The organism is uncultured Limosilactobacillus sp., assembly GCF_934202705.1.
In the GTDB taxonomy this organism is placed as follows: Bacteria; Bacillota; Bacilli; order Lactobacillales; family Lactobacillaceae; genus Limosilactobacillus.
Map to the genome: position 1 here is coordinate 78306 of NZ_CAKPYE010000002.1, position 22973 is coordinate 101278.

Genomic DNA, 22973 nt, shown 5'->3' on the forward strand with positions numbered 1-22973 from the left:
TTGAATTTCCAGAAAAGAGGAATTATAATTTATTCATAGATTCCAAGTTTGGTGACTTAGTAAAGGAGTTGGCAACGAATGATTAATTATCAGCTTTCGAACCTAGATGACTTACAACGAGCCAGTTCACTTTTTAAATTATTAGGTCATCCCAAACGGCTCCAATTACTTTATTTACTAATTCAACGTTCAATGACGGTTTCAGAAATTAGCACAGCGCTAAGTTGGGAACAATCAGCAGTTTCACACCAGCTTCAACTGCTGAAACGTTATAATTGTGTGAGTTATGAACGGAATGGAAAACAAATCATCTATAAACTAGATAATCCAATTGTGATAACATTAATTGCAGATGCAATGGGCGGAATGATTTCTAAATAGAGAAGATCACATTCAAAAGAACACGATAATTAAAAAAGACTGTAGGTATCGGTAAATCCGAATCCTACAGTCTTTTTTGATACTTTCAGATGTTAACTACACATTACACATTGGTGGTCACCAGTGTCTGTACCCGTTTATCGTTCTGCCATGTGATCATGAACTAATCGACTAATCGCTAGTGCACTTTCATTAGTCTTACTAATGGTAATTAACGTATCATTCCCCGCTAGAGTCCCCACAATTTCTGTTAAATCACTTTCGTCTAACATCCCTGCTAACACTGTGGCATAACTAGAGTTTGGGGTAGTCTTAATAACATTCATAAATTGAACAGCAGTACATGATTCAACACTATCGTGAATTGCATCATAGAGGCGTTGGTGTTTATCCTCTGTATCAACATGTAATTGAGCATAGTAGGTTTTACCATGCTGATCACTAACTTTGACGATGTTCAATGCATGAATATCACGTGAAACGGTGGCCTGGGTAGCAATTACCCCTTCTTGTTCCAAAAGGGTTAGTAATTGCTCCTGCGTGCTAACATGGTGGTTATTAATAATTGCTAGTAGTAACTTACGCCGATCACGATGGTTCATAATATTCGTTCTCCTTTGAATAATAATTCAGATTATTTTTATATTAACGCATTTTATCCAAAAAAAGAAGAGGTGATCAATTCGATCAGCCCCTTCTTTGACATTAGTTAATAACTATTTCTTTTGCTTGCTTAAAGTTGAGTGGCTCATTCCATAAACAAAGTAAATCACTAATCCGGCAAGGAACCAAAATCCAGCATAAATCTTGGCATCACCACTTAAACCAAGAAATACCAGCAAAGCGGCAACAAAACCAAGAAATGGCATAACTGGGTAGAATGGCATCTTAAAGTCAGGATCTTTAATGTCTTTACCTTCCCGTTGACGAAGTGCATAAATTCCCAAACATACAAACATAAAGGAGATTAATGTTCCTGCAGAAATTAACTGTGAAAGGAATGCGAATGGGAAGAAGGCACCAATTAACACTGCCCCACATGTAAGAACAAACAAGGCATGGTTTGGTCGGTTCTTCGCGTCAAGCTTGCCCAACCACTTTGGCAGCATTCCATCTCGACCAAAAGAATAGATTAAACGGGAACCAGCTAACGTCATTCCAATCAACGCCGTAAACATTCCGACAACTGCAATGGTTTGGACTACCACCGCGACCATTGGATGATGAATCGCTCGTAAAGCCATCCCAACCGGTTCTGCAGAGTTCGCATATTTGGTATATGGCATTACACCGATTAAAACAACACTGACGGCCACAAAGAGCACCACCGCAATTAACAATGAACCGAGGATCCCACGAGGCATGGTTTTTTGTGGATTAACCGCTTCAGCAGAGTTGGCAGCAATCGAGTCAAACCCAATGTATGATAGAAAAATCATCGATACCCCAGCGTAAATTCCTTGCCAGCCACCAAAGGCACCATTAGCAGTCATATGATATTTGGGAACGAATGGCACAAAGTTGGCCTTTTGAACTGCAAATGCACCAACAACGACAAACAATAGGATTGCAAATACCTTTAGAATCACCAAAAGGTTTTCCACGCGGGCAGCTCCTGAAACCCCTTGAGCAATCAATAGCGCCACTGCAATGATTACGATCACGGAAACAAGGTCAACAATTCCTCCATTGTTACCAAACGTGTTTGATAAACTATTTGGAAACCGCACACCAAACTGAGCGATTAATGCGCGAAAGTTAGCGGATAACCCCGAACCAACAAACGCCAATGCAATAAAATATTCCGCTAAGAGTGCCCAACCGGCAATCCACCCAAAAAACTCACCAAAAATAACGTTAATCCATGAGTAAGCGGAACCAGCAAATGGCATCGCTGCAGACATTTCGGCATAGGCAAACGCCACTAATCCAGCGACTACCGCTGCTAAAATAAATGAAATGATCACCGCCGGGCCAGCGTGTTGAGCAGCCACTTCACCAGGTAATGTGAAAATTGACGCTGAAACAATGGTTCCGACACCTAATCCTAGAAAATCGCGAACCCGCAATGTTCTTGCCAAATGCGCATCCTTAATTTCATAGGTGCTCGGATCTTCCTTCATCGTCATCCTTTTCCAAATATTCATACACATCTCTCCCCTAGATATTTCACGGAAGCCTTAACTTCCAAGCGTAATTATGATAGAAATCTTATTTAATTCTCATAATTTTACCATTGTTTGATGAGCCCCGCAATTATAAAAAGCCTTGAAATCGCTTCATTTCAAGACTTTTTTCATTATTCTGCTGCGAGTGCTTCAATTGGATTCAGTTTTGCTGCCCGTCTTGCCGGTAGCAACGCCGCTAAGAAGGAAATAATCAACGCTGCAACAAAAGCAAACATTACATTGTCAATTGTCAATTGAACAATATTGTATTTGATCAAACCGTAAAACGCGGCATTAATTCCCCAGGTTGCTAACAAGGTAATGGCCAAAGCTATAACCGCTGCAAAGAGGCCAATCAAAATGGACTCTGAGGTAAACAGACGTCGAATATCCACTTTTCGTTCACCAAGAGCTCGTAAAATACCGATTTCCTTTGTTCGCTCTGAGACTGACATATACATCGTGACAATGATCATTAGGGCTGAGACTAACAGTGAAATCCCTGCTACCCCCGCTAAAATGTTTGAAGCCAGCTTAACGTAACTATTTACCCGCTTTAACATTGAACCAACCGTGATAGTGCCAAAAACCCGTCGATGGTCGGATTGCATATTATCGATATGATTAGCAATCTTTTGCACCTGCGATAAATTAGCAACTTGGACTGCTAAAAAGTTAGGGCGGACATCCGCATTCTTATCCTTCAATGCTTGATAAACTGTTGCATAGTTCACAGATGAGCTACCGCTGGTTGTACTATCTACCAGACCAACTACTTTCACTGGAATACTAATTGCTACTGGCTGCCCGTGCCGATCAACCCAGTTAAATGCTAATGTCATCTTTTTTCCGACAATCTGCCGATAATGCTTAGCTCCCATCATTTGGGTAGCTTCTTGTTTACCAATAACAATTTCACCACGTTGCGGAACGTGACCGTTTTTAATCGAAGCGGTTTTATTATTCGAATTCCAAGTACTTAACGCAGTACCGCTTTGGGTCTTTGCATTTTTAGCCAATTCCAATCGATAGGTCGGTAGCGTATACCCCTTTTCAAATTGCCGAACACCATTAAGGTTTTTAATCCGCTTAATTTGGTTGGAATCAATCATCCCCGCTTGTGGATCACCTGCCATGTTCTGGAAGGTTTCCATTAACTCTTGCTGATTCATTTTCTTGCCAGTTGTATTTTTTAAAACTTGGATGGTCCGCGGATTAGCTACGGAATTAATCTGGTCTTGAATATAATGATTAACCCCATTACCCAAACCACTAAAAATCATGACCGCAAATAAACCAATGGCCACCCCGATCATAATTAACGAGTTGCGCCAAAAGTTATACATTAGGTGTTTAAACGAAAATGTATAACTGGCGTGTGCTGGAAGTTGCTGCGTTTGAATTTGCGTTGGATCTGTCGGAATTTCATAGGCTGGCTTTAAGCGCTGATCTTGATCGATCTGCCCATCTGCCATATGAACTACTCGGGTTCCATGATTCGCCACCGCAGTCGAGTGAGTTACCGCAATGACTAGTTTTCCATCCTTGGCAATTTCATCCATTAAAGCAAGCACTTCTTGTGTGTTTTTTGAATCTAGTGCACCAGTCGGTTCATCTGCAATAATAATCTGTGGATCACTAGCTAATGCGCGCGCGATTGCAACCCGCTGCTTTTGACCACCAGACAAGTGTTTAGGATACTTGTGAATCTGGTCTGCAAGTCCCACTTTCTTTAACAGCTCTTCTGCTCGCTGTTTCTTTGCCGTTGCCGAAAGAGTTGTCATATCAAGCGACACTAAGACATTGTCAAGAACTGTTAAATGTGGAATCAGATTATACGATTGGTAAATATGACCAATTGTTGAGCGGCGGTATTCATCTAATTGTTTTTCGTTCCGATGGTCTAATAGTTGACCATCAATCTTCACCTGACCCTTAAATTCACGGTCCAGACCACCAACAATGTTCATTAATGTTGATTTCCCACCACCAGATTCACCTAGAATCGAAACAAACTCGCCTTTTTCAAAGGAAAGATTGATCCCTTTCAAAACCGGAAATTCATTATTTCCCAGGAAATATGATTTAAAAATCTGGTTTAATTCTAAAAACGCCATCTTAGTACCGTTACCTTTCTTGATTTATTTTGTTTGTGTCATTTTACCATCATCAATTTCAAAAATCCGGTCTGCATAGACTCGCAGTCGTAGATCATGCGTTACCACTATGACCGTCTTATTTTTTTGATGGGCTAATCTTTGAAATTCTTGGCCAACTACTGCTCCGCGTTGACTATCTAACGCCGCAGTTGGTTCATCCGCTAATATAAACACGGGATTGGTGTACAGGGCTCGTGCAATTGCTACCCGTTGATTTTGACCACCAGATAGCTGATCTGGATATTGTTGCCGTAAATCAGCAATGTCTAATTCCTTCAGTAACTGATCTAATTCTGATGGAGTGAGGTTACCATGTGGCTTGACACGATCAACCAACTGAAATTGTTCTGTCACCGTCAAATACGGTAAAAGATTATATGATTGTAAAACAAAGCCAACTTTATTTAATCGTAGCTGCTCTAATTGATGTCGATTAAAATGCTGTACATCTTGACCGTCAATCAAAACCTGCCCAGAGCTCGGCTGTCGTAATCCCCCAGCGATCGTTAAAAAGGTACTCTTTCCAGAACCCGATGGTCCTAAGATCAAAGTCAATTCTCCCGCTGATGCACGAAAATTAATGTCAGTTAATGCTTGCACCTCGCCAATTCCAGCTCCGAAACTTCGGTTAACATTTTTTAATTCAATCGTTGCCATAATTAATCTCCTAGATTGCGTCAAGTGGATCGATTTTGGAAATGATCCGTACTGGAAGTAATGCACCCACCGTTCCTAAAATGATTAAACTAATTCCAATTAGGATTGTTAATGGCCAGTTAATCAGCATTGGAACGTTAGTTGGCATTACTAGGGACGTCACTAAAGTGATTATTAAACTAACCATCACTCCTGATGTCATTAGGATAATCGCTTCAGAAATGGTTGCCCAAACAAGCGTCGCAGCCGGGATTCCCTGAGCCCGTAAAACTGCGTATTCTGGGAGTTTTTGCATCGTCAAAATATAGAGAAAAACCGCAATCACAATCAAAGAAATCACCATCAAAAAGCCAATCATAAACAAGAACGTTGTATTTTGGGCAGCATAGCCAGGAAGCTTTTGAATAAACTCTTTTGCAGTATACCGACCTAATTGTGAATGAAGACTGGCGGCTAAATTCTGGTCCGAAAAGACACCGCTTGCTATAAATTGATCGTTAGTACCTTTCAAGTGTCGCCAGGCAGCTAATGAACCAATTGCCAGAGGAGCAATATTTAGTTTGGCATTCTTTACAAAGCCAACGACCTGATATGTTTGCTGTTGATCTGCAAATTTAACCTGATTACCAATCCGGTATCCCTTTTCGTGTAATGAACGATCAAGCACAATTTCATTAACCTGCTGTGGCCGATGTCCCTCAGTAATTTGAAGCTTATGTCGATAAAGAAACTGTTGCCGGTCAATCCCCATAAACTGGATTGATTGTTTATTCGCATGGTTAGAATGCGCCCTTTTCATTACAACAGGAACTGTCCCCACCAGTGCCTCATGTGCGTTTAGCTTACCAACTTGTTTGCTAGTAATTAATGATTGACCAAGGTTATCGTCAGCATCTCGATTTAGATAGACCGTTTTGATATCCCAGTCACGAATTACGGCAGTGTTTTCATTCGCCAACCCTAACATTAATCCGGTGAGGATAATCATCAAATAGCCAATCAAGGTGACTATTCCGATAATCAAACCGTAATGGAGTTTATTATGCATGATTTCGCGGATTGCTAAAAACATTTCAACCTCCAATTAGCCTCTTTAAGACCGTTCCGAGCCGTTTGATAATTTCTTTTTGAAGTGCTGGATTCATTAGACATTCTTTAATTGCTTGATGACAAAGCGTGGCAATCGCCCACTGTTTAGCATCCATTTTTTCCGCAACAGAATGATGATTAATTCCACGAGCAGCTAAATAGCCCTCATTCGCTTGATAGTAGTTCTTTAAAAAACTAGCATAGCTACTTTGTCGAACCCGGTTCAACATTTCACAAATCGCTTTCTCATATTCTCCTGCGGTTTTCCGTTGCTGCATTAGGTCGTCGGGATGGAGTCCCAAATCACTAATGGTGACTTTCATCAACCACTGATGGGCATCAATCAAGTCTGAAAAGTACTTATAAAATGTTCCTCGAGCAACTCCGGCTGTTTTAACGATGCGCGCAACCTGCGCAGTCGCTAGCGGATGCTCACTAAATTCCTTTAACAGGGCCGATTGCATGTTCAGTTGCTTTTTTTCAGAAAGGTTGATAAAGGTTTTCGATGGCATAAACTCGTCTCCATTTTCAAGTGACATTGTGTCACTTGGTGTTATAACTATTATATTGATCTAGTGACACCGTGTCAATCGAAGACAAAAAATAAGACCGAGCTATCACCTCGATCTTATCTACTAATGGGATTTAAGGAATTAACTTATGCTTCTTCGCCGCCGACCTTAACAATGGCTTTGGAAACTTTACCAAGCTTGCCGCTAACAAAGTCTTCAACACCGTTTAAGTCTAATTCGTGAGAGAAGAGCGGTAACGGATCAACCGTACCAGATGCTAATAAAGCAATTGAATCTTCAAAAGTGTAAGGATTAATAAATGCCCCTTGAATTGTTAATTGCTTCTTGAAAACATCGTATGTGTTAACTGAGAACTTGTCATCTGGGTTTCCCACACCAAACATCAATACTTGTGCCCCCTTGGCAGCTGCATCCAATGCTTGTTCTTGAGTTGCTGGTAAACCAACGGCTTCAACAACAATATCAAAACTATCTGCTGGAATTTCTTCCTTAGTAGTGTTGATTGTCTTAACGCCAAAGTGTTCACGGTTATTAGCCAACTTATCATCAGAACGACCCGCCAAAGTTACTTCATGAATACCACGAGCCTTTAAAATTTGGGCAAAGAGTTGCCCTTCAAAACCATCACCTAAGACTAATGCTTTTTGGTATGGGTGTGTTTCTAATAAGTCAACACCGTGCATTGCACAAGAAATTGGTTCAACAACGGCAGCTGCCTTTAAGGAAACATCATCAGGAATTGGGTAAACAACCTTAGCTGGAGCAGTGAAGTATTCTTCAAAGCCACCGTCACGGGTAACACCTACCGCATCCAAGTGTTCACATAATTCAGGACGTTGGGTTCGGCAATATTCACATTGACCACAGTAGATATTAGGGTCAACAGTTACCCGGTCACCAGGTTTAACATTGGTAACCGCTGAACCAACTTTCGTAACTACTCCTGAATTTTCATGACCTAAAACGATTGGTGGAACCGCTGATGCAGATCCTGGCAAACCAGCATAAAGCGCCTTATCAGTTCCGCAAATTCCTGCGTAGGCCGTGTGAACGAGGACTTCATCTGGCTTAATTTCAGGAACTTCGTAGTCTTCAACCTTTAGTTCTTTTTTGCCTTCTAAAACTAATGCCTTCATTAGCAGATACCTCTCTTGTGAATAGTTTAATTTACTCCGTCAGTATACGAAAAGCTGTACTCATTGTCAAACGATTATCATTAAGAATTTCGCAATGATTATAGCTCTCTATTTATTATAAAAGATCTTTCATTATTAATCCTCATTTAAAAAACGAAAAAGTCTGTATAACCGCTGAAAAATGGATATTTCCCATTGCGTTACCTAATTTTTTATGCTAACCTAACAAAGGTGTTCAAATAGATTAATATTTAATGTGAACATTACCTTATTAGCATACGAAAGAAAGGGAGGATTTGGCGTGGCAGACACAAAAAATCAACACCGTAAACATAAGCTGATTGAATATGCGAACGGTAAATCTCTTGAGGAAATCAACGGTACCGTTGAGGTTCCCCATGGTAAAGGCTTTTGGCGGACTTTATTCGCTTACTCTGGACCTGGCGCTTTAGTCGCTGTGGGTTACATGGACCCAGGTAATTGGTCAACTTCAATTACTGGTGGTCAAAGCTTCCAATATACATTAATGACGACCATCCTGATTTCAAGTTTGATTGCGATGTTACTTCAATACATGGCAGCTAAACTTGGTATCGTAAGCCAAATGGACCTTGCGCAGGCCATTCGGGCTCGTACAGGGAAGGCTCTTGGAATTATTCTATGGATCATGACAGAATTTGCCATCATGGCCACTGATATTGCGGAAGTTATCGGGGCAGCGATTGCTTTAAACCTGCTGTTTCATATTCCATTAGTACCATCCGTTTTCATCACTGTTCTTGATGTCTTAGTGCTTCTTCTGTTAACGAAGATCGGTTTTCGTAAAATCGAAGCTATTGTTGCTTGTTTAATCTTGGTCATTTTATTGGTCTTCGCTTACGAAGTTGCTTTATCCAAACCAGTTTGGGGCAGTGTCTTTATGGGATTAATTCCATCTCAAAAAGCAATTGCTAAGGGTCCTGTGGTAGGTGGAATTTCACCATTAACTGGGACATTAGGGATTATTGGAGCAACGGTTATGCCTCATAACCTATATCTTCACTCTGCTATTTCTCAAACACGAAAGTTAGATCACTCTAACATTGACGAAATGCGACAAACTGTGCGCTTTACAACGTGGGATTCTAACATTCAATTAAGTTTAGCTTTCTTCGTTAATTCATTATTGCTGATCATGGGTGTGGCTGTCTTTAAGTACGGCGCAGTACAAGATAGCTCCTTCTTCGGCTTATATGATGCTTTGAATAATACTTCAATGTTAAGCAATGGGATCTTAATTGCCGTTGCCAAATCTGGAATTCTTTCAACTCTTTTTGCGGTAGCCCTATTGGCTTCTGGTCAAAATTCAACTATTACTGGAACTTTAACTGGTCAAGTTATTATGGAAGGTTTTATCCATATGAAGATGCCCCTTTGGGCTCGTCGGTTGGTAACACGTTTAATTTCTGTGATTCCAGTTTTAATTTGTGTTGCCATGACTGGTCATGATAGTGTTACTCAACAACACGCAGCATTAAACCTTCTAATGGAAAACTCTCAAGTGTTCTTAGCATTTGCGCTCCCATTCTCCATGTTGCCATTATTATTAATGACTAACAGTACTGCTGAAATGGGCGAATTCCGTAACTCTGGTTGGGTTCGTGTTTGCGGTTGGATTTCCGTGCTAGCTTTAACTTTCTTAAACCTGTACAACCTACCACAAACATATGAAGGGTTTGGTCTTTGGAAGAAATCAACCTCTGACGTGCTTGCCTGGATTACCATTGTGATCATTCTGGCCTTGTTAATCTGGACATGTACAGAAATGATTATTGGGGATCGCAACTTTGCAGCTGAAAATAAGAAACACCCTTGGGAAAAAACTGAATCAAGTAATTAGCCATTAAAAAGCACGACACCAAGTCGTGTTTTTTTATTAGAAACATTCTGAAAAAAATAATCCCCGCTTCCTTAACTAAATTAGTTGATTATTAAAGAAAAAGCATTATACTTATAGTTGTAGTTAAGAATTATTCTAATTTAAGGAGCGGATATTAATGAATTTAATCGGACAGGAAATTGAAGATTTTAAAGTTAATGCTTATCAAACTGGTGAGTTAAAATCAGTTACTAAGCAAGATCTTCTCGGCAAGTGGAGCATTCTATTCTTCTATCCAGCAGACTTCTCATTTGTTTGTCCAACTGAACTGGAAGCCTTACAAGCTCGTTATAATGACTTTAAAAAAGCTGATGCTGAAATTTACTCCGTTTCTGAAGATACCGAATTCGTGCACAAAGCTTGGGCAGATGCTTCACCAAAAATTGCGCAAATCAAATACCACATGTTAGCTGATCCGGCCGGTAAGTTAGCTAAGATGTTTGATGTTTTGGATGAAAACAGCGGGCAAGCCTACCGTGGTGTCTTCATTATTGATCCAGATGGTAAGGTTCAATCGGCCACCATTAATAACATGGGAATCGGTCGGAACGCTGACGAAATTCTCCGGACCCTTCAAGCGGCTCAATTTGTTCGTCAAAATGGCGACCAAGTTTGCCCAGTTAACTGGCACCCAGGTGATGATACGTTGAAACCGGGATTGGATTTAGTTGGTAAACTTTAATCCAAACCTTTTTAAGTGCTGGCCCGTCTAATGACGGCCGGCTTTTTTGTTTTACCAATTAAACGATTTGCCCTTAATTTAGTAAGCTCCTGTAGAGAATGGTATAATGTCAGAAAGAATTCTTGGCAATGGCCATAGTGCCGATCCAAATTGAGGTGAAAGAATGAATAATAATAACAATCACGACCAGGAAAAACATTTAAGCCGGGTCGAATTATATGACACGCCAAAGAGCCGTAAAAAGTCAAAACGCTCGTTATTTAATCGAAAAACTAAAACCAGTCCTACCGAACAGGTGAATAATTCATCCTCATCTGCTCAACCCGCTCGTACCCGTCGCTCGGGAATAAAAACTGGTCAACAGCCAAAGCAGCCACGCGGAAAAAAGAATGGACGTCTTTATAAGATAATTTTAGGAGTGCTGTTAGGGATCCTAGCGATTATGATTGTGATCTTTGCAATCAAGCAGCAGAATCCAGTCAACACTGATAACGATACTTCGGTTTCATCATCCAAGTCCTCCAGTTCCTCTCATAAACGTCATCACCGTCGTCATCGTTCTTCTTCATTCGATGATGATAACCAAGCCACTTATGAGATTGAAACTCCCCGCTCCAATACCACGACAACGAATGGTAATACCCAAACCCACCAAAATAATCCTGCGCAAAACCAATCCTCAACGACTGATAACAATGCTCAACAAAATAATAATCAACAACAAAACAATCAACAAAATCATAATCAACCAACTGGCAATCAGCCAACTGGTGGTCAACCAAATACCAATCAGCAAAACCAGCATCAATAATAATTAGAAAATTTTCATTTTAGTCTTGACACTAAAATTTGTCCCGCATATAATCAGCATTAATTAAAGGACAAGCCTTATTACCTCCCTATCCAGAGAGTGATTCAATAGTGGAAGAATCATTAGCGAAGGTAACAACGGTACCACCTTTATGTTTTTCCCTCCGAAGCAAGGAGGAGCGGGTCGTGTCCGTTACCACACTTTTGAGAGAATATCATGTGATATTCTGAAGATGGGTGGAACCACGCTGATTATGTTAACCAACGTCCCTAGGATCGTTTATTCGGTCCTAGGGATGTTTTTTTTATTTTATAAAGGAGCGATTTTTATGGCACAAGTTGCAGTTATGTCACCAAATGGTGAAGTAAAAAAGATTGATAAGGGCTCAGCAGAAAGTGCTGCTGCCCTTCGGCAAATGGTTGCTTTAATGCTAAAGGCTGCCTTAAAAGCTAAATATGATGGTATCCGTCTTGGTGACGCTGTTGCTGAAGATGACCAATTCTGGGTTGACTCTGATAAGGACAACCAACAAGTTTCTGCGGATGAGTTGGAAGGTTTAGAAGCTGATATTAAGAAGCTTGCTAAGAATGATGCCAAAGTTGAATTTGTTGAACGTGATCTCAGCGAAGCTTTAGATGAAGTTAAAGCTGATAAGTTCTCCACTGAATTAATCAATGATCATGCTCAAGACGGTAAGGTTGCTATGTATAAGCTTGGTGACGCTTACGCAGTTGCTGAAGCACCAGTCCTCGTTTATGGCGACGTTGTTAAAAACTTCAAGCTGCTTTCTGTTGCCGGTGCATACTGGAAGGGAATGTCATCTAACCCAATGCTTCAACGGATTTACGGGACTGCTTTCTACAAGAAAGATGACCTTGCCGAAGATCTCAAGAAGCGTCAAGAAGCCAAAGAACGCGATCACCGGGTTATTGGTAACCAACTCGACCTCTTCTTTGTTGATCCAAAAGTTGGTGCTGGTTTGCCTTACTGGATGCCAAAGGGTGCTGCGATTCGGCGGACAATCGAACGTTACATTATCGATCGTGAAGTGGCTGACGGTTATGAACACGTCTATACTCCAGTCCTGATGAACCTCGATGCCTACAAGACCTCTGGTCACTGGGAACACTACCGCGATGACATGTTCCCACCAATGGACATGGGTGACGGTGAAATGCTGGAATTGCGGCCAATGAATTGTCCTAGCCACATTCAAATTTACAAGCATCACCTTCGTTCATACCGTGACCTCCCATTACGAATTGCCGAACTCGGAATGATGCACCGTTACGAAAAATCTGGTGCCCTTTCTGGATTACAACGGGTTCGTGAAATGACGTTAAATGATGGTCACACGTTTGTTGCCCTAGATCAAATCCGATCTGAATTTGCTAAGATCTTGAAGTTAATCATGAGTGTCTACAAAGACTTTGACATTACTGATTACAGCTTCCGGCTTTCCCTTCGTGATCCAAAGAACGTTAAGAAATACTACGCTAACGACGAAATGTGGGAAAAATCACAATCCATGCTAAAACAAGCAATGGATGACTTGAACCTCGACTACTATGAAGCCGAAGGTGAAGCAGCCTTCTATGGTCCAAAGTTGGATATCCAAACTAAGACGGCCCTGGGCAATGATGAAACGATGTCCACAATCCAATTAGACTTCATGCTTCCTGAACGGTTTGGTCTTTCATACGTGGGTAAAGATGGTCAAGAACATATGCCAGTTATGATTCACCGTGGCGTTGTTGGCACGATGGAACGGTTTGTCGCTTACCTAACTGAAATTTACAAGGGTGCCTTCCCTACCTGGTTAGCTCCTGAACAAGTTCACATTATTCCGGTTTCAGATGATAAGCATGGCGACTACGCCGACAAGCTCGGCGCTGAATTACGCGCAGCTAAAATTCGGGTTAATGTTGACCACCGGAACGAAAAGATGGGCTACAAGATTCGTGAAGCCCAAACTCAAAAAGTTCCATACACGCTGGTTGTTGGTGATGACGAAATGGCTAATGACTCCGTTTCTGTACGTAAATACGGTGAAAAAGATCAAAACAGCATGAGTAAGCAAGCCTTTATGGACGAACTTCTGGCTGATATTGCTTCCTATTCTCGGAAAAAATAATTAAATTAACTACTTGATAACAGCAAAACCGGTCTCATGATGAGACCGGTTTTTGTTTCACGTGAAACATTCTTAGATTATTTGTTGAATACCGTTAACGATTAAAAAGCCACCATAACCAAGGACAATCACGCCACTAATGAGGTTAATCCAAACGAGTAGTTTCGCCGGCATTCGATAACGCAGCAAGTTGAAAGCGCTGGTCATCCCCAGATCCCAAACAAATGATGAGGTAATCACACCAATGATAAAGAAGATACTTTCCGCAGTGGTCAGTGTTCCCCGACTAGCCCCCAGCATCATCGTGCCATCAATTAATGCCTGGGGGTTCGCCCAACTCACCACAATCGCCGTCATTATTGCTTGCTTAATTGTAATGTGGTGATTGTCACTAGTTAGTGCTCGCTGATTAGCTGAACGAATAATATTCCAGCCAATATATACAGTAAGGCCACCACCAATGACCATGATGATAATTTTTACAATCTGGTTGCGATTAACAATTGCACCAATTCCATAAAAGGCGGCAAAACAGAAGAGCGCATCAAATAGCCAGACCAAAAATGTATATAATAATGCCCGCGAGAGCCGATATGATAGGCCATTATTGAATACGTAAATATTTTGCATTCCAATTGGCGCCACAAACGCTAATCCAATTAGCAATCCTTGAAAGTAGGCCATGGTATCGCTCCTTTCCCTTCCATTTTATTATATTTAACTTTTTTAAGCATTTATTTATCAAAACCGTATCTAAACAGGCTATACTGTCATTAAGGAGAGTGATATTATGCGTAATTCAGCATGTACGTCCATCATGGTTGGTAAAAAGGCCTCGATTGATGGATCAACATTTATTGCCAGAAACGAGGATCGGGTCAAAGCCGTCGAACCCAAACGATTTTTAATTCGTCCAGCAGTCTCTGAACGCCACGAGACCTATGTATCCCCATATAACCAATTAACCGTGCCATTACCGGAAACCGCCATGCGTTATAGTTCCACCCCACATTTAGACCAAACCACCGGTCCCAATGAAGAAGATGGATTTAACGAAGCAAATGTGGGTGAAAGTGCAACAGAAAGTGTCTATGCCAATGGTCGTGTACTGGCATACGATCCTTACATTAAAAACGGTCTTGCCGAAGATTCCATGACGACATTGGTCCTTCCCTACATTCACTCTGCGCGTGAGGGAGTTGAATACCTCGGTAAATTAGTGGCTACTTACGGATCTGCTGAAGGAAACGGCGTTCAATTTATTGATCAAAACGAGGTCTGGTATATGGAAATCGTGACCGGTCACCAATGGGTAGCAGTCCGGATCCCCGATGATTGTTACGCGGTCGCCCCTAATCAAGTGATGATTGAAAAAATTGATTTTAATGATCCAGATAACTATCTGTGGTCCAACGGCATTCGAGAATTTGTCACTGAACATGACTTAAATCCGGACACTGATCAATGGAACTTCCGACATATTTTTGGAACTCGGACCCGGAAAGATCGGCATTATAATACACCTCGCCTCTGGTATGCTCAACGCTACCTCAGCCCAAATGCTACCGCTAATCAACAACCCGAAGACATGGAGATGCCTTTTATCCGTAAAGCTGAACGGAAAATCGCTGTTGAAGACATTGAACACGTTCTCGGCTCACACTTCAATGAAACAAAATATGATCCAATTGGTGAAGGTGCCCCTGTTGATAAACGTCGCTACCGGTCAATTTCACTATCACGAACTGCACAATCCCATATTCTGCAGGTTCGTCCGCACGCAACTGGCACTCAGGCAATTCAGTGGATCGCATTTGGCATTCCAACTTTCTCTGCTTATGTCCCATTCTTTGCAAATGCCAATGATACAGATGCCAGCTATCGTGACGTGCCAACCACGATGGACTTTGAACATGCTTTCTGGTTAGATGAAGCCTTAGCAGAAGTTGTTGAAGCACACCTTACCGAGTTTGCTGAAGATGATTTAGCCTTTATTAAAGAAATGCACTCCTGGACACGAGAAAAGATTCACCAAGTCGACCTGTCCAGCACCCAAAAATCTGGTCCTGAACTAACTACCTTCTTAACCGAACAGAACCATGAAATCGCTCAATACTGTAACCAAAAGACTCGGGAACTGATTTTCAAGCTACTCACGAAAGGAACAGAATTATCAAAATTAACGTTCAAAATGGATCCTAACCTATAGTTATATGGAATAAACTATAATCATTGATTCAGTTTGCAATCTTATTTTTTATCATTGCAAACTGATTTTTTCTTGCAATTTTTCGAAGTTAGTTATATAGTTAATTACACAAGTAATGAACCAAGGAGGCGAATCAGTAATGCATTTTGAATTTGATCAATCTTCACCAATTTATCAGCAACTTGCTGACCAACTTGAAGAAATGATCTTTTCCGGACTCTTCCCTGAAGGTGAACAAGTACCATCAACTACCCAACTCTCGCAAGAACTCCATATCAATCCAGCAACGGTTCTCAAGGGTATGAATATTTTAGTAAATCAACAACTATTGGAAAAACGACGCGGCCGTGGAATGTTTGTCACTAACGGTGCCCAGGAGAAGATTATGGAAAAACGTAAAGAAGGTTTTTATCAAAACTATGTCGCCAGTTTAATTCAAGAAGCGACCAAATTAGGAATTACTGAAGATCACTTATTAAATTTGATTCAACGGGGGTATCAAAATGACCACACTCAAGATTAACCAACTAACAAAACGTTTTGGGCGAAAAACAATTCTCGATAACTTAACTTTTCAAATTAAAGAAAATAAAATTTATGGTTTATTAGGTCGGAACGGTGTAGGTAAAAGTACCTTACTCAATATTATCAACAACCGTAATTTTCCAACGACTGGGGAAGTTCTGCTCGACCACGATTCAATCAACAACAATTCAGTAGCACTCCAACAGATGTACTTGATGAGCGAGACGAATATGTATGCCAAACGGACACGAGTATGTGATATGTTCCGCCTCGCTGATGATGGCTATGGTAAATTTAATTTTGCTCTCGCCCACCGCTTAACCAAAGATTTTGGAGTAAATGAAAAAGCTCGCCTTAGTAATCTTTCGACCGGATTAACTACGATTGCAAAGCTCATTACCGCGTTATGTGTCAATGCGAACTTTATCTTCCTTGATGAACCCACACTTGGTCTGGACGCAGGTCACCGAGAATTATTCTATCGCGAACTAATGAAGACCTATGAAGAACGACCACGGACCTTCATCCTCTCAACTCACCTCATTAGCGAAATCCAACCGCTAGTAGAACATGTTTGGATTCTAGATCACCATCGCTTGATTCGTAACGAAAGCGTCGACGACTTATTAGCAAATGCCTATGCTATCAGTGGACCAGCCGAATTGGTCGATGAATTTACAGATGGTCTTACGGTTTTGGACCATCAAACTATCAGTAACATCAAAACTGCCTACGTTGTTCAACCGCTTGACGAAACCAAGGTCATTCCTGATCGCGTTAAAATTGAACACATTGACTTACAAAAAGCCTTTATGGCATTAACCAATGGGGAGGAAAACTAAAATGAAAAAATTACCGATGATCTATCGAGATTCAATGCGTGCTTACTTGCTTGGCTTTGGCGTTGCTTTGGCATCCGTATTTGGATTTCAAATTCTTGGTTTAATCTTTTCTGCAGGTCACATGAGCTTAATGGATTTTTGGGATAGTTTCTTCGGCGGCTTTGTAGCTGTGGCTTTTGGCCTCTACGGAATTTTCTACCTCATTGTTCCTTATGGTGAATTCAAGCTCGGGATTCAGAATGGCCAAACTCGTTGGCAAATTTGGTTAAGTGATCTGCTCGGTATTATCACAATTACCATTATTACCTTCGTTATCTGGCTCTTTAATGCTGGCTTCCAACATCAGGATTGGTTAACCATTACCGGAACCCTGCTCGCAATGTTAGATGGCATTACGACATCTTATGCCATCGGTAGCGGCTTTGGATTACTACCACGTAAATGGAAAATCATCGTCGCAATTGCTTTGCCAACCATTTTTGTGATTATCATGGTACAAGTCATCCGTCTCATGGCAAACTTATGGCATCCAAGTGTCGCCACCCTCAATACTTTAGCCAACATCTTTAACTGGCAAGGATCGTGGGCCCTGTTTGGCCTGCTCTGGTTAGCAATCATGCTGGGCATCAGCTACCTATTCACAATGCACCAACAGTTACGTCGCGACTAAGGAACATTTAATATCCTTAACTAAACTCGCCTAATTTAGGCGAGTTTTTTAGTGCAGTTCCCCAAATATCTGCTAAAATAGAAGTCGAATCGGGCCATTAGTTCAGTTGGGAGAATGTCTGCTTCGCATGCAGGAGGTCGCGAGTTCGAATCTCGCATGGTCCATTGAAAAAGGCCAACGTTTCTAAATTAATCAGGATCGTTGGCCTTTAGTTTCTTTGTCAAAGGAGTTGAACTGTAATGACCGATTCACTAAATAATCCTCCCCAAGTAGGATCAAAATTACGTCACCAGATTTTGCAAATGCCAAAAGCAATTCAAGCTGCATCGGGAATTGCCATTTATGGACGGGTAATTCGTAGTTTAATCTTTTCAACTGACCTCGCCATTATCAAAAATTGTGACGCTGATGCAGTTTTTGCCGTATATCCGTTTACCCCGCAACAAGCAATCAGTAAAGCAATTATTGAAGCATCTAGTGTACCAGTGTTTTGTGGTTGCGGCGGTGGAACGACTAAGGGCGTCCGAACTGTTTCATTAGCGAAGGATGTTGAAAGCCAAGGAGCGTTAGCAGTTGTCTTAAATGCACCGATTACTAATCTCAACTTACGGACGGTGACTCAAAACATCGATATTCCAACAGTGATTACTGTCGTCAATCCTGATACGGATATTGACGCTCGGATACGTAACGGTGCTGCAATGATTAATGTTGCCGGTGGTAAGAATACCGCCCAGATTGTTGCTAAGATTCGTCATTCTTACCCAGAATTACCAATTATCGCAAGTGGTGGAAAGAGCGAAGAAAATATCCAAAAAACGATTCAAGCTGGCGCTAACGCCATTGTTTATACGCCACCAACCAGCGCTGAACTGTTCTCTTCTATGATGGATACTTATCGTGAACCAGCTGTAAAGCGACCCATTGGCGTTGCAATTCACCACCGCATTAAAACTAATTTAAAAAAACATTTACGAAAATAATTAAAACCCGTGAATCAAACTAAAATTGATTCACGGGTTTTATAATTTAGTTCAATTCACCACGATGAATTTGCCGAAAACGTGCCGGTGTCATCCCCACCTGGTTTTGAAACAGACGAAATAATGATGATGTATTTTGATAGCCGAGTTGCTCGGCAATTTTAGCCGTTGTCCAATCCGTATCTAATAATAAACTTTCGGCCGTTAAAAGCCGTTTGCGATCCAAAAGTTCGCCAAAGGACATCCCGGTGTTTTGTTTAAGTTTATTACCAAGATAGTTCTTATTGTAATTAAAATGCTGACTGACTTCAGCTAGTGAAACAGTCGCAAAATGCTGATTAATATATCTCATAACATCATTAATGGTTCGATCTGTCGGATTAGAAACATTCATGTGAGTCACCTGCGGATCGGGAAGGCAGCTTAGCGCCGTTTCCATCAATAATTGTCGCGTTTCATAAGGGCGAACGTTGCTTAACGCATAATACATTAGTTCTTCCCAAATAGCAATTGTTTCTGGATAATCAGTTAAGTCATAGATTAAGTAATCATTATGATCCGCATGCTGATCTAATGAATTATATAAAAACCGAATTAGTCCATTAGCCGGACGAATATCACTAATGAAATTAGCCGGTAGCTGTTCAATATCTAATAAAACATTCACTAATAAATCATCCGTCCCCATGTAACCATAACGCTGAATTAACGATTGATCCATTACTAATAACTCACCAGCTTGAAGAATGTATTCTCGACCATTTAATTGTTGAATTGATTGCCCAGAAAATTGGTAATTAAATTCAATAAAACTGTGCGTATGTGCTGGCATGTATGAATAACGATGCTGCTTGGTGGCTGCGACCCAAGAATGTTGGAAAAAGTTGCTCCGCGGAATTCGCGGAATGATCCCCGGTCCATAGCCGAGACCCATATAATTAATATTCTGTCCATGATTTAACCGCTGTTGCTTTTCAATCGGATCTTCTTGCAACAGAAGCTTACGTAATTTTTCCATACCAATTTCAACTTCTTTATTTAAAAATCTGCTAATTGTCGCCATATCAACAATTATAATTTGTGAACCTGTGATCTTGCAACTAAACCACTCACTTTTTAATATTGTAAGCGCTACCAGTAAAGCTTAAATTAAATACTGAAATTATACTTAATCTTTTTCAAATTGAGAGGTAACCATATGAATAATCAAGAATTAGTTGCAAAATATCGGCCCCTTGCGGCAGCGGCCGGGATCGGTTCTATCCTGGGCTCAGGAATTATTGTCGGTTTATCTGCCACTATCACAGTATGGCAAAAGGGACTTGCATTAACCAATGGTCAGGTCGGGGTCATTTCTGCCGCTTTAACATTCGCCATTGCAATTGGTGGTTTTTTATCAGGAACCGTTAGCAAAGCCTTTGGTTTAATTCGTTCCTTCAACTGGACGAACTTCTTTTATGCTCTAGGTACTTTAATCTGCGTTTTAACTCCCAATTACCTAATTCTCTTACTAGGTGTCATTATTACGGGATTAGCTTCTGGGATTGATTTACCGCTAAGTTTAACGGTTATTTCTCACGATGCTCCAAATGAAAAGGTTTCATCAAGTCTCGTTTCGTCGACACAAATTTATTGGCAAATTGGGATCTTTATTTCGTATATTTGTTCCTTCATTGTTTCTAAAATGGCGGGGGCCACTGGAGCAAGAGTCGTTTTTGGTATTTTAACCCTGATTGCTACCGTGACTTGGCTCTGGCGTTCTCGTTCGACAAAATTTAAAGCTTTTCATCAAGCAGGAACGGAATTTCGATTGAAAGAAGAACACCAGTCTAACCAGACCATCAGTAATACTTCAGTCCTGAAGACTTTATTTCATGGCAATAATCGACACCGCTATCTAGGATTATTCCTGGGCATCTTTATTTTCTATATTTTTTGGAATCTCTTAGCTAACACCTTTGGACAGTTTCAAACCTTTACCCTCGTTCAAGCTCACGCCTCACAAACGTTTGCTACGGGTGCCGGAATTGTCCTCAATTTTGTTGGGCTTGCTGCCGTTACCGCATTCTCATCCGTCGCATCCAGTCCCAAGCGAAATACTTTCTTTGTGATCGGGATGATTATTCAGGCAGCTGCCATGTTTGGCTTGGCAATTTCCAGTCATGCACTATGGCCAATTGTGATCGCCATTGGTTGTTACAACATCGGCAATAATATTGCTGGGGAAGCAATCTATAAAGTTTGGACCCAAGAGTCATTTCCGGTTGAAACTCGCGCTGCGCTTCAAGGATTTATGAATGGCTTTTCTCGTTTGGCGTGTGGATTATTCGCATTTGTAACCCCAACGCTCGTCATGCCAAATGTAATTCGTTATACCATGTTTGGTTTTACTGTTCTCATCATCATCGGCTTTTTCGCTGGACTTTTCGTTATCACTCTGGAAAAGAAATACGGAATTATTCAAACCACTAAGAAAGAGGATTAGATATCAATGGCGTTTACATTTCAAATTAATAATGAAGTCGAGTTTAATCATAACCAGACTCTTTTAAAGAAGGCAAAAGCATTAACCCCCACGGTCTATCAGACAAAAGTGTCGCCAATCGCGCTGGTCAAACCAGTTAATGATGAGCATAAATTAAATTCAACTGGAATCAAAAAAATCGATAACATTGAAAATCTACCTAAGCATTTAATGAAACGTGATGATCATGTTATCCTCGATTTTGGCAATCATTATGTTGGCTACTTTAAAATCAACATTCATCATGTTGGGTCACCCCAAGATGCCCCGCTAACTTTAAAGCTTAAATTTGCTGAAGTCCCTGCTGAATTAGTTTACAATTCTGCAGATTATGATGGTTGGTTAAGTAAATCATGGATCCAAGAAGAAACTATTCATCTTGATCACCTTCCAGCTGAGCTTAAATTACCGCGCCGGTATGCTTTTCGTTACGTTGACCTTAAAATCATTGATACTTCACCAAAGTGGTCTGTCTCGTTCGATCAGGCAGAACTAACTGCTGTAAGCTCTGCCCATTCAATTTCTTTGCCAAAATTGGTAGATTCTCAACTACAGTCAATTTATAACGTTAGCGTCAAAACCTTACAAGACTGTATGCAAACAGTCTTTGAAGATGGCCCTAAACGTGATCGTCGGCTTTGGCTAGGTGATCTGCGTCTTCAAGCATTAGCCAACTACGCTACTTTTAATAATAATGATCTGGTTAAGCGCTGCTTGTACCTTTTCGCAGGAATGACTGCCAAAGATGGGCGAATTCCTGCAAACGTCTTTACCAACGGTGAACCACAACCTGACGACACATTCTTACTAGATTATGGACTCTTTTTCATTTCCACTCTCCACGATTACGTGGTAAAAACCCATGATATTTCAACATTACAGGAACTCTATCCAATTGCAAAACAACAAGTCCACGTTGCTCTCCAATCAATTCAAAATGGGCTTTATCAATTTAATGACCATTATCCAGTTTTTGTTGATTGGTCAAACGACTTCGACAAGACCACAGCAGGCCAAGCAATTATCATTTATACCTTCAAGCAATTTGTAGTACTCGCCCAACAACTCAATAAATCGAAAGATGCCGATTATATTAACAATGTTATTAAGCAGTTATCTCAATCCGCAATGCAAGATCTTTTTGATTCTCAAAAACAGCTCTTTATTTCTGGCCCTGACAAAGAGATTAACATTGCTAGTCAGGTTTGGATGGTGCTTGCCAAAGTCGTTACCGGGTCACAAGCCACAACAATTATGCAAACTGCTAAACAAAAATTATTCCCCATTACCGGAATTGCTACGCCATACATGTATCACCATATTACAGAAGCATTCTTCTGTGCTGGATTAAATAATGACGGAATTGAACTCCTAAAAAGTTATTGGGGAAAAATGATTCAACTTGGTGCAGATACGTATTGGGAAGCCTTTGAACCAGAAAGCCCTAATTATTCACCATATGGCAGTCCAATCGTTTCAAGCTATTGTCTCGCCTGGGGATGTACTCCCGCCTATTTAATCAAAAAATATTTAGTTAATTAAGGAGTCAATC

21 protein-coding genes and 1 tRNA gene are annotated in these 22973 nt (G+C 40.8%); 13 read left to right on the top strand and 9 right to left on the bottom strand.

Annotation, left to right across the window (positions count from 1 at the left end; all coding sequences use genetic code 11):
- The first annotated feature begins 78 nt into the window (after positions 1-78).
- The gene (locus tag Q0C76_RS01675; protein ID WP_295728872.1) at positions 79-381 is read left to right on the top strand and encodes a metalloregulator ArsR/SmtB family transcription factor; all 303 of its coding nucleotides are present in this window, start codon (positions 79-81) and stop codon (positions 379-381) included.
- A 137-nt stretch (positions 382-518) separates the two neighbouring features.
- On the opposite strand, the gene Q0C76_RS01680 is transcribed toward Q0C76_RS01675, so the two are convergent.
- The 7 genes from Q0C76_RS01680 to Q0C76_RS01710 all read right to left on the bottom strand — a co-directional run bounded on the left by Q0C76_RS01680 (position 519) and on the right by Q0C76_RS01710 (position 8123).
- Positions 519-983 (bottom strand): arginine repressor, encoded by a 465-nt coding sequence (locus tag Q0C76_RS01680; RefSeq protein ID WP_295728874.1) that lies wholly within the window; start codon positions 981-983, stop codon positions 519-521.
- 114 nt (positions 984-1097) lie between these two features.
- Positions 1098-2528 (bottom strand): APC family permease, encoded by a 1431-nt coding sequence (locus Q0C76_RS01685; protein ID WP_295728876.1) that lies wholly within the window; start codon positions 2526-2528, stop codon positions 1098-1100.
- A 152-nt stretch (positions 2529-2680) separates the two neighbouring features.
- Positions 2681-4666: an ABC transporter ATP-binding protein/permease gene (locus Q0C76_RS01690; RefSeq protein WP_295728878.1), complete on the bottom strand. Its 1986-nt coding sequence runs from the start codon at positions 4664-4666 to the stop codon at positions 2681-2683.
- Between the two features lie 24 nt (positions 4667-4690).
- Positions 4691-5365 (bottom strand): ABC transporter ATP-binding protein, encoded by a 675-nt coding sequence (locus Q0C76_RS01695; RefSeq protein ID WP_295728880.1) that lies wholly within the window; start codon positions 5363-5365, stop codon positions 4691-4693.
- Positions 5366-5375: 10 nt separating this feature from the next.
- A complete protein-coding gene (locus Q0C76_RS01700) occupies positions 5376-6437 on the bottom strand; it encodes an ABC transporter permease (RefSeq protein ID WP_295728883.1) in 1062 nt (353 codons plus the stop codon).
- 1 nt (position 6438) lies between these two features.
- The gene (locus tag Q0C76_RS01705; protein ID WP_295728886.1) at positions 6439-6966 is read right to left on the bottom strand and encodes a helix-turn-helix domain-containing protein; all 528 of its coding nucleotides are present in this window, start codon (positions 6964-6966) and stop codon (positions 6439-6441) included.
- Positions 6967-7112: 146 nt separating this feature from the next.
- Positions 7113-8123 (bottom strand): zinc-dependent alcohol dehydrogenase family protein, encoded by a 1011-nt coding sequence (locus Q0C76_RS01710; RefSeq protein ID WP_295728889.1) that lies wholly within the window; start codon positions 8121-8123, stop codon positions 7113-7115.
- 301 nt (positions 8124-8424) lie between these two features.
- On the opposite strand from Q0C76_RS01710, the gene Q0C76_RS01715 reads away from it, so the two are divergent.
- The 4 genes from Q0C76_RS01715 to thrS all read left to right on the top strand — a co-directional run bounded on the left by Q0C76_RS01715 (position 8425) and on the right by thrS (position 13668).
- Positions 8425-10002, top strand: coding sequence for an Nramp family divalent metal transporter (locus Q0C76_RS01715; protein ID WP_295728891.1), 1578 nt, complete (start codon positions 8425-8427; stop codon positions 10000-10002).
- A gap of 157 nt (positions 10003-10159) precedes the next feature.
- On the top strand, positions 10160-10723 hold the full coding sequence (locus tag Q0C76_RS01720) for a peroxiredoxin (protein ID WP_295728892.1): 564 nt from the start codon (positions 10160-10162) through the stop codon (positions 10721-10723).
- A gap of 163 nt (positions 10724-10886) precedes the next feature.
- Entirely contained in the window at positions 10887-11534 is a 648-nt protein-coding gene (locus Q0C76_RS01725) for a hypothetical protein (RefSeq protein WP_295728895.1), read from the top strand.
- Between the two features lie 328 nt (positions 11535-11862).
- Positions 11863-13668, top strand: coding sequence for a threonine--tRNA ligase (thrS, locus tag Q0C76_RS01730; protein ID WP_295728898.1), 1806 nt, complete (start codon positions 11863-11865; stop codon positions 13666-13668).
- A 72-nt stretch (positions 13669-13740) separates the two neighbouring features.
- On the opposite strand, the gene Q0C76_RS01735 is transcribed toward thrS, so the two are convergent.
- A complete protein-coding gene (locus Q0C76_RS01735) occupies positions 13741-14352 on the bottom strand; it encodes a LysE/ArgO family amino acid transporter (RefSeq protein WP_295728901.1) in 612 nt (203 codons plus the stop codon).
- 106 nt (positions 14353-14458) lie between these two features.
- Between Q0C76_RS01735 and Q0C76_RS01740 the strand changes: the two genes are divergently transcribed.
- The 6 genes from Q0C76_RS01740 to Q0C76_RS01765 all read left to right on the top strand — a co-directional run bounded on the left by Q0C76_RS01740 (position 14459) and on the right by Q0C76_RS01765 (position 18897).
- The gene (locus Q0C76_RS01740; protein ID WP_295728903.1) at positions 14459-15877 is read left to right on the top strand and encodes a C69 family dipeptidase; all 1419 of its coding nucleotides are present in this window, start codon (positions 14459-14461) and stop codon (positions 15875-15877) included.
- 139 nt (positions 15878-16016) lie between these two features.
- Entirely contained in the window at positions 16017-16400 is a 384-nt protein-coding gene (locus Q0C76_RS01745) for a GntR family transcriptional regulator (protein WP_295728906.1), read from the top strand.
- A complete protein-coding gene (locus Q0C76_RS01750) occupies positions 16381-17244 on the top strand; it encodes an ABC transporter ATP-binding protein (protein WP_295728909.1) in 864 nt (287 codons plus the stop codon). The genes Q0C76_RS01745 and Q0C76_RS01750 overlap by 20 nt, the downstream gene beginning before the upstream one ends.
- 1 nt (position 17245) lies before the next feature.
- Positions 17246-17914, top strand: a complete 669-nt coding sequence (locus Q0C76_RS01755) for a hypothetical protein (RefSeq protein ID WP_295728912.1) — start codon at positions 17246-17248, stop codon at positions 17912-17914.
- A 91-nt stretch (positions 17915-18005) separates the two neighbouring features.
- Positions 18006-18078 (top strand) — tRNA-Ala (locus Q0C76_RS01760).
- Positions 18079-18153: 75 nt separating this feature from the next.
- On the top strand, positions 18154-18897 hold the full coding sequence (locus tag Q0C76_RS01765) for a hydrolase (protein ID WP_295728914.1): 744 nt from the start codon (positions 18154-18156) through the stop codon (positions 18895-18897).
- Positions 18898-18943: 46 nt separating this feature from the next.
- Here Q0C76_RS01765 and Q0C76_RS01770 read toward each other — a convergent pair whose 3' ends face one another.
- Positions 18944-19915: an AraC family transcriptional regulator gene (locus Q0C76_RS01770; RefSeq protein WP_295728916.1), complete on the bottom strand. Its 972-nt coding sequence runs from the start codon at positions 19913-19915 to the stop codon at positions 18944-18946.
- A gap of 180 nt (positions 19916-20095) precedes the next feature.
- On the opposite strand from Q0C76_RS01770, the gene Q0C76_RS01775 reads away from it, so the two are divergent.
- Together Q0C76_RS01775 and Q0C76_RS01780 are read left to right on the top strand one after the other, a co-directional pair.
- Entirely contained in the window at positions 20096-21382 is a 1287-nt protein-coding gene (locus Q0C76_RS01775; protein ID WP_295728919.1) for an MFS transporter, read from the top strand.
- A gap of 6 nt (positions 21383-21388) precedes the next feature.
- Complete coding sequence (locus tag Q0C76_RS01780; RefSeq protein WP_295728922.1) at positions 21389-22963, top strand: alpha-rhamnosidase; 1575 nt, start codon at positions 21389-21391, stop codon at positions 22961-22963.
- Positions 22964-22973 lie beyond the last annotated feature (10 nt).

What these genes read in the sequence shown, in the direction of transcription:
- Q0C76_RS01675 (WP_295728872.1), top strand. Translation starts at nt 79, where the DNA reads ATGATTAATTATCAGCTTTCGAACCTAGATGACTTACAACGAGCCAGT.
- Q0C76_RS01680 (WP_295728874.1), bottom strand. Translation starts at nt 983, where the DNA reads ATGAACCATCGTGATCGGCGTAAGTTACTACTAGCAATTATTAATAAC.
- Q0C76_RS01685 (WP_295728876.1), bottom strand. Translation starts at nt 2,528, where the DNA reads ATGAATATTTGGAAAAGGATGACGATGAAGGAAGATCCGAGCACCTAT.
- Q0C76_RS01690 (WP_295728878.1), bottom strand. Translation starts at nt 4,666, where the DNA reads ATGGCGTTTTTAGAATTAAACCAGATTTTTAAATCATATTTCCTGGGA.
- Q0C76_RS01695 (WP_295728880.1), bottom strand. Translation starts at nt 5,365, where the DNA reads ATGGCAACGATTGAATTAAAAAATGTTAACCGAAGTTTCGGAGCTGGA.
- Q0C76_RS01700 (WP_295728883.1), bottom strand. Translation starts at nt 6,437, where the DNA reads ATGTTTTTAGCAATCCGCGAAATCATGCATAATAAACTCCATTACGGT.
- Q0C76_RS01705 (WP_295728886.1), bottom strand. Translation starts at nt 6,966, where the DNA reads ATGCCATCGAAAACCTTTATCAACCTTTCTGAAAAAAAGCAACTGAAC.
- Q0C76_RS01710 (WP_295728889.1), bottom strand. Translation starts at nt 8,123, where the DNA reads ATGAAGGCATTAGTTTTAGAAGGCAAAAAAGAACTAAAGGTTGAAGAC.
- Q0C76_RS01720 (WP_295728892.1), top strand. Translation starts at nt 10,160, where the DNA reads ATGAATTTAATCGGACAGGAAATTGAAGATTTTAAAGTTAATGCTTAT.
- Q0C76_RS01725 (WP_295728895.1), top strand. Translation starts at nt 10,887, where the DNA reads ATGAATAATAATAACAATCACGACCAGGAAAAACATTTAAGCCGGGTC.
- thrS (WP_295728898.1), top strand. Translation starts at nt 11,863, where the DNA reads ATGGCACAAGTTGCAGTTATGTCACCAAATGGTGAAGTAAAAAAGATT.
- Q0C76_RS01735 (WP_295728901.1), bottom strand. Translation starts at nt 14,352, where the DNA reads ATGGCCTACTTTCAAGGATTGCTAATTGGATTAGCGTTTGTGGCGCCA.
- Q0C76_RS01740 (WP_295728903.1), top strand. Translation starts at nt 14,459, where the DNA reads ATGCGTAATTCAGCATGTACGTCCATCATGGTTGGTAAAAAGGCCTCG.
- Q0C76_RS01745 (WP_295728906.1), top strand. Translation starts at nt 16,017, where the DNA reads ATGCATTTTGAATTTGATCAATCTTCACCAATTTATCAGCAACTTGCT.
- Q0C76_RS01750 (WP_295728909.1), top strand. Translation starts at nt 16,381, where the DNA reads ATGACCACACTCAAGATTAACCAACTAACAAAACGTTTTGGGCGAAAA.
- Q0C76_RS01755 (WP_295728912.1), top strand. Translation starts at nt 17,246, where the DNA reads ATGAAAAAATTACCGATGATCTATCGAGATTCAATGCGTGCTTACTTG.
- Q0C76_RS01765 (WP_295728914.1), top strand. Translation starts at nt 18,154, where the DNA reads ATGACCGATTCACTAAATAATCCTCCCCAAGTAGGATCAAAATTACGT.
- Q0C76_RS01770 (WP_295728916.1), bottom strand. Translation starts at nt 19,915, where the DNA reads ATGGAAAAATTACGTAAGCTTCTGTTGCAAGAAGATCCGATTGAAAAG.
- Q0C76_RS01775 (WP_295728919.1), top strand. Translation starts at nt 20,096, where the DNA reads ATGAATAATCAAGAATTAGTTGCAAAATATCGGCCCCTTGCGGCAGCG.
- Q0C76_RS01780 (WP_295728922.1), top strand. Translation starts at nt 21,389, where the DNA reads ATGGCGTTTACATTTCAAATTAATAATGAAGTCGAGTTTAATCATAAC.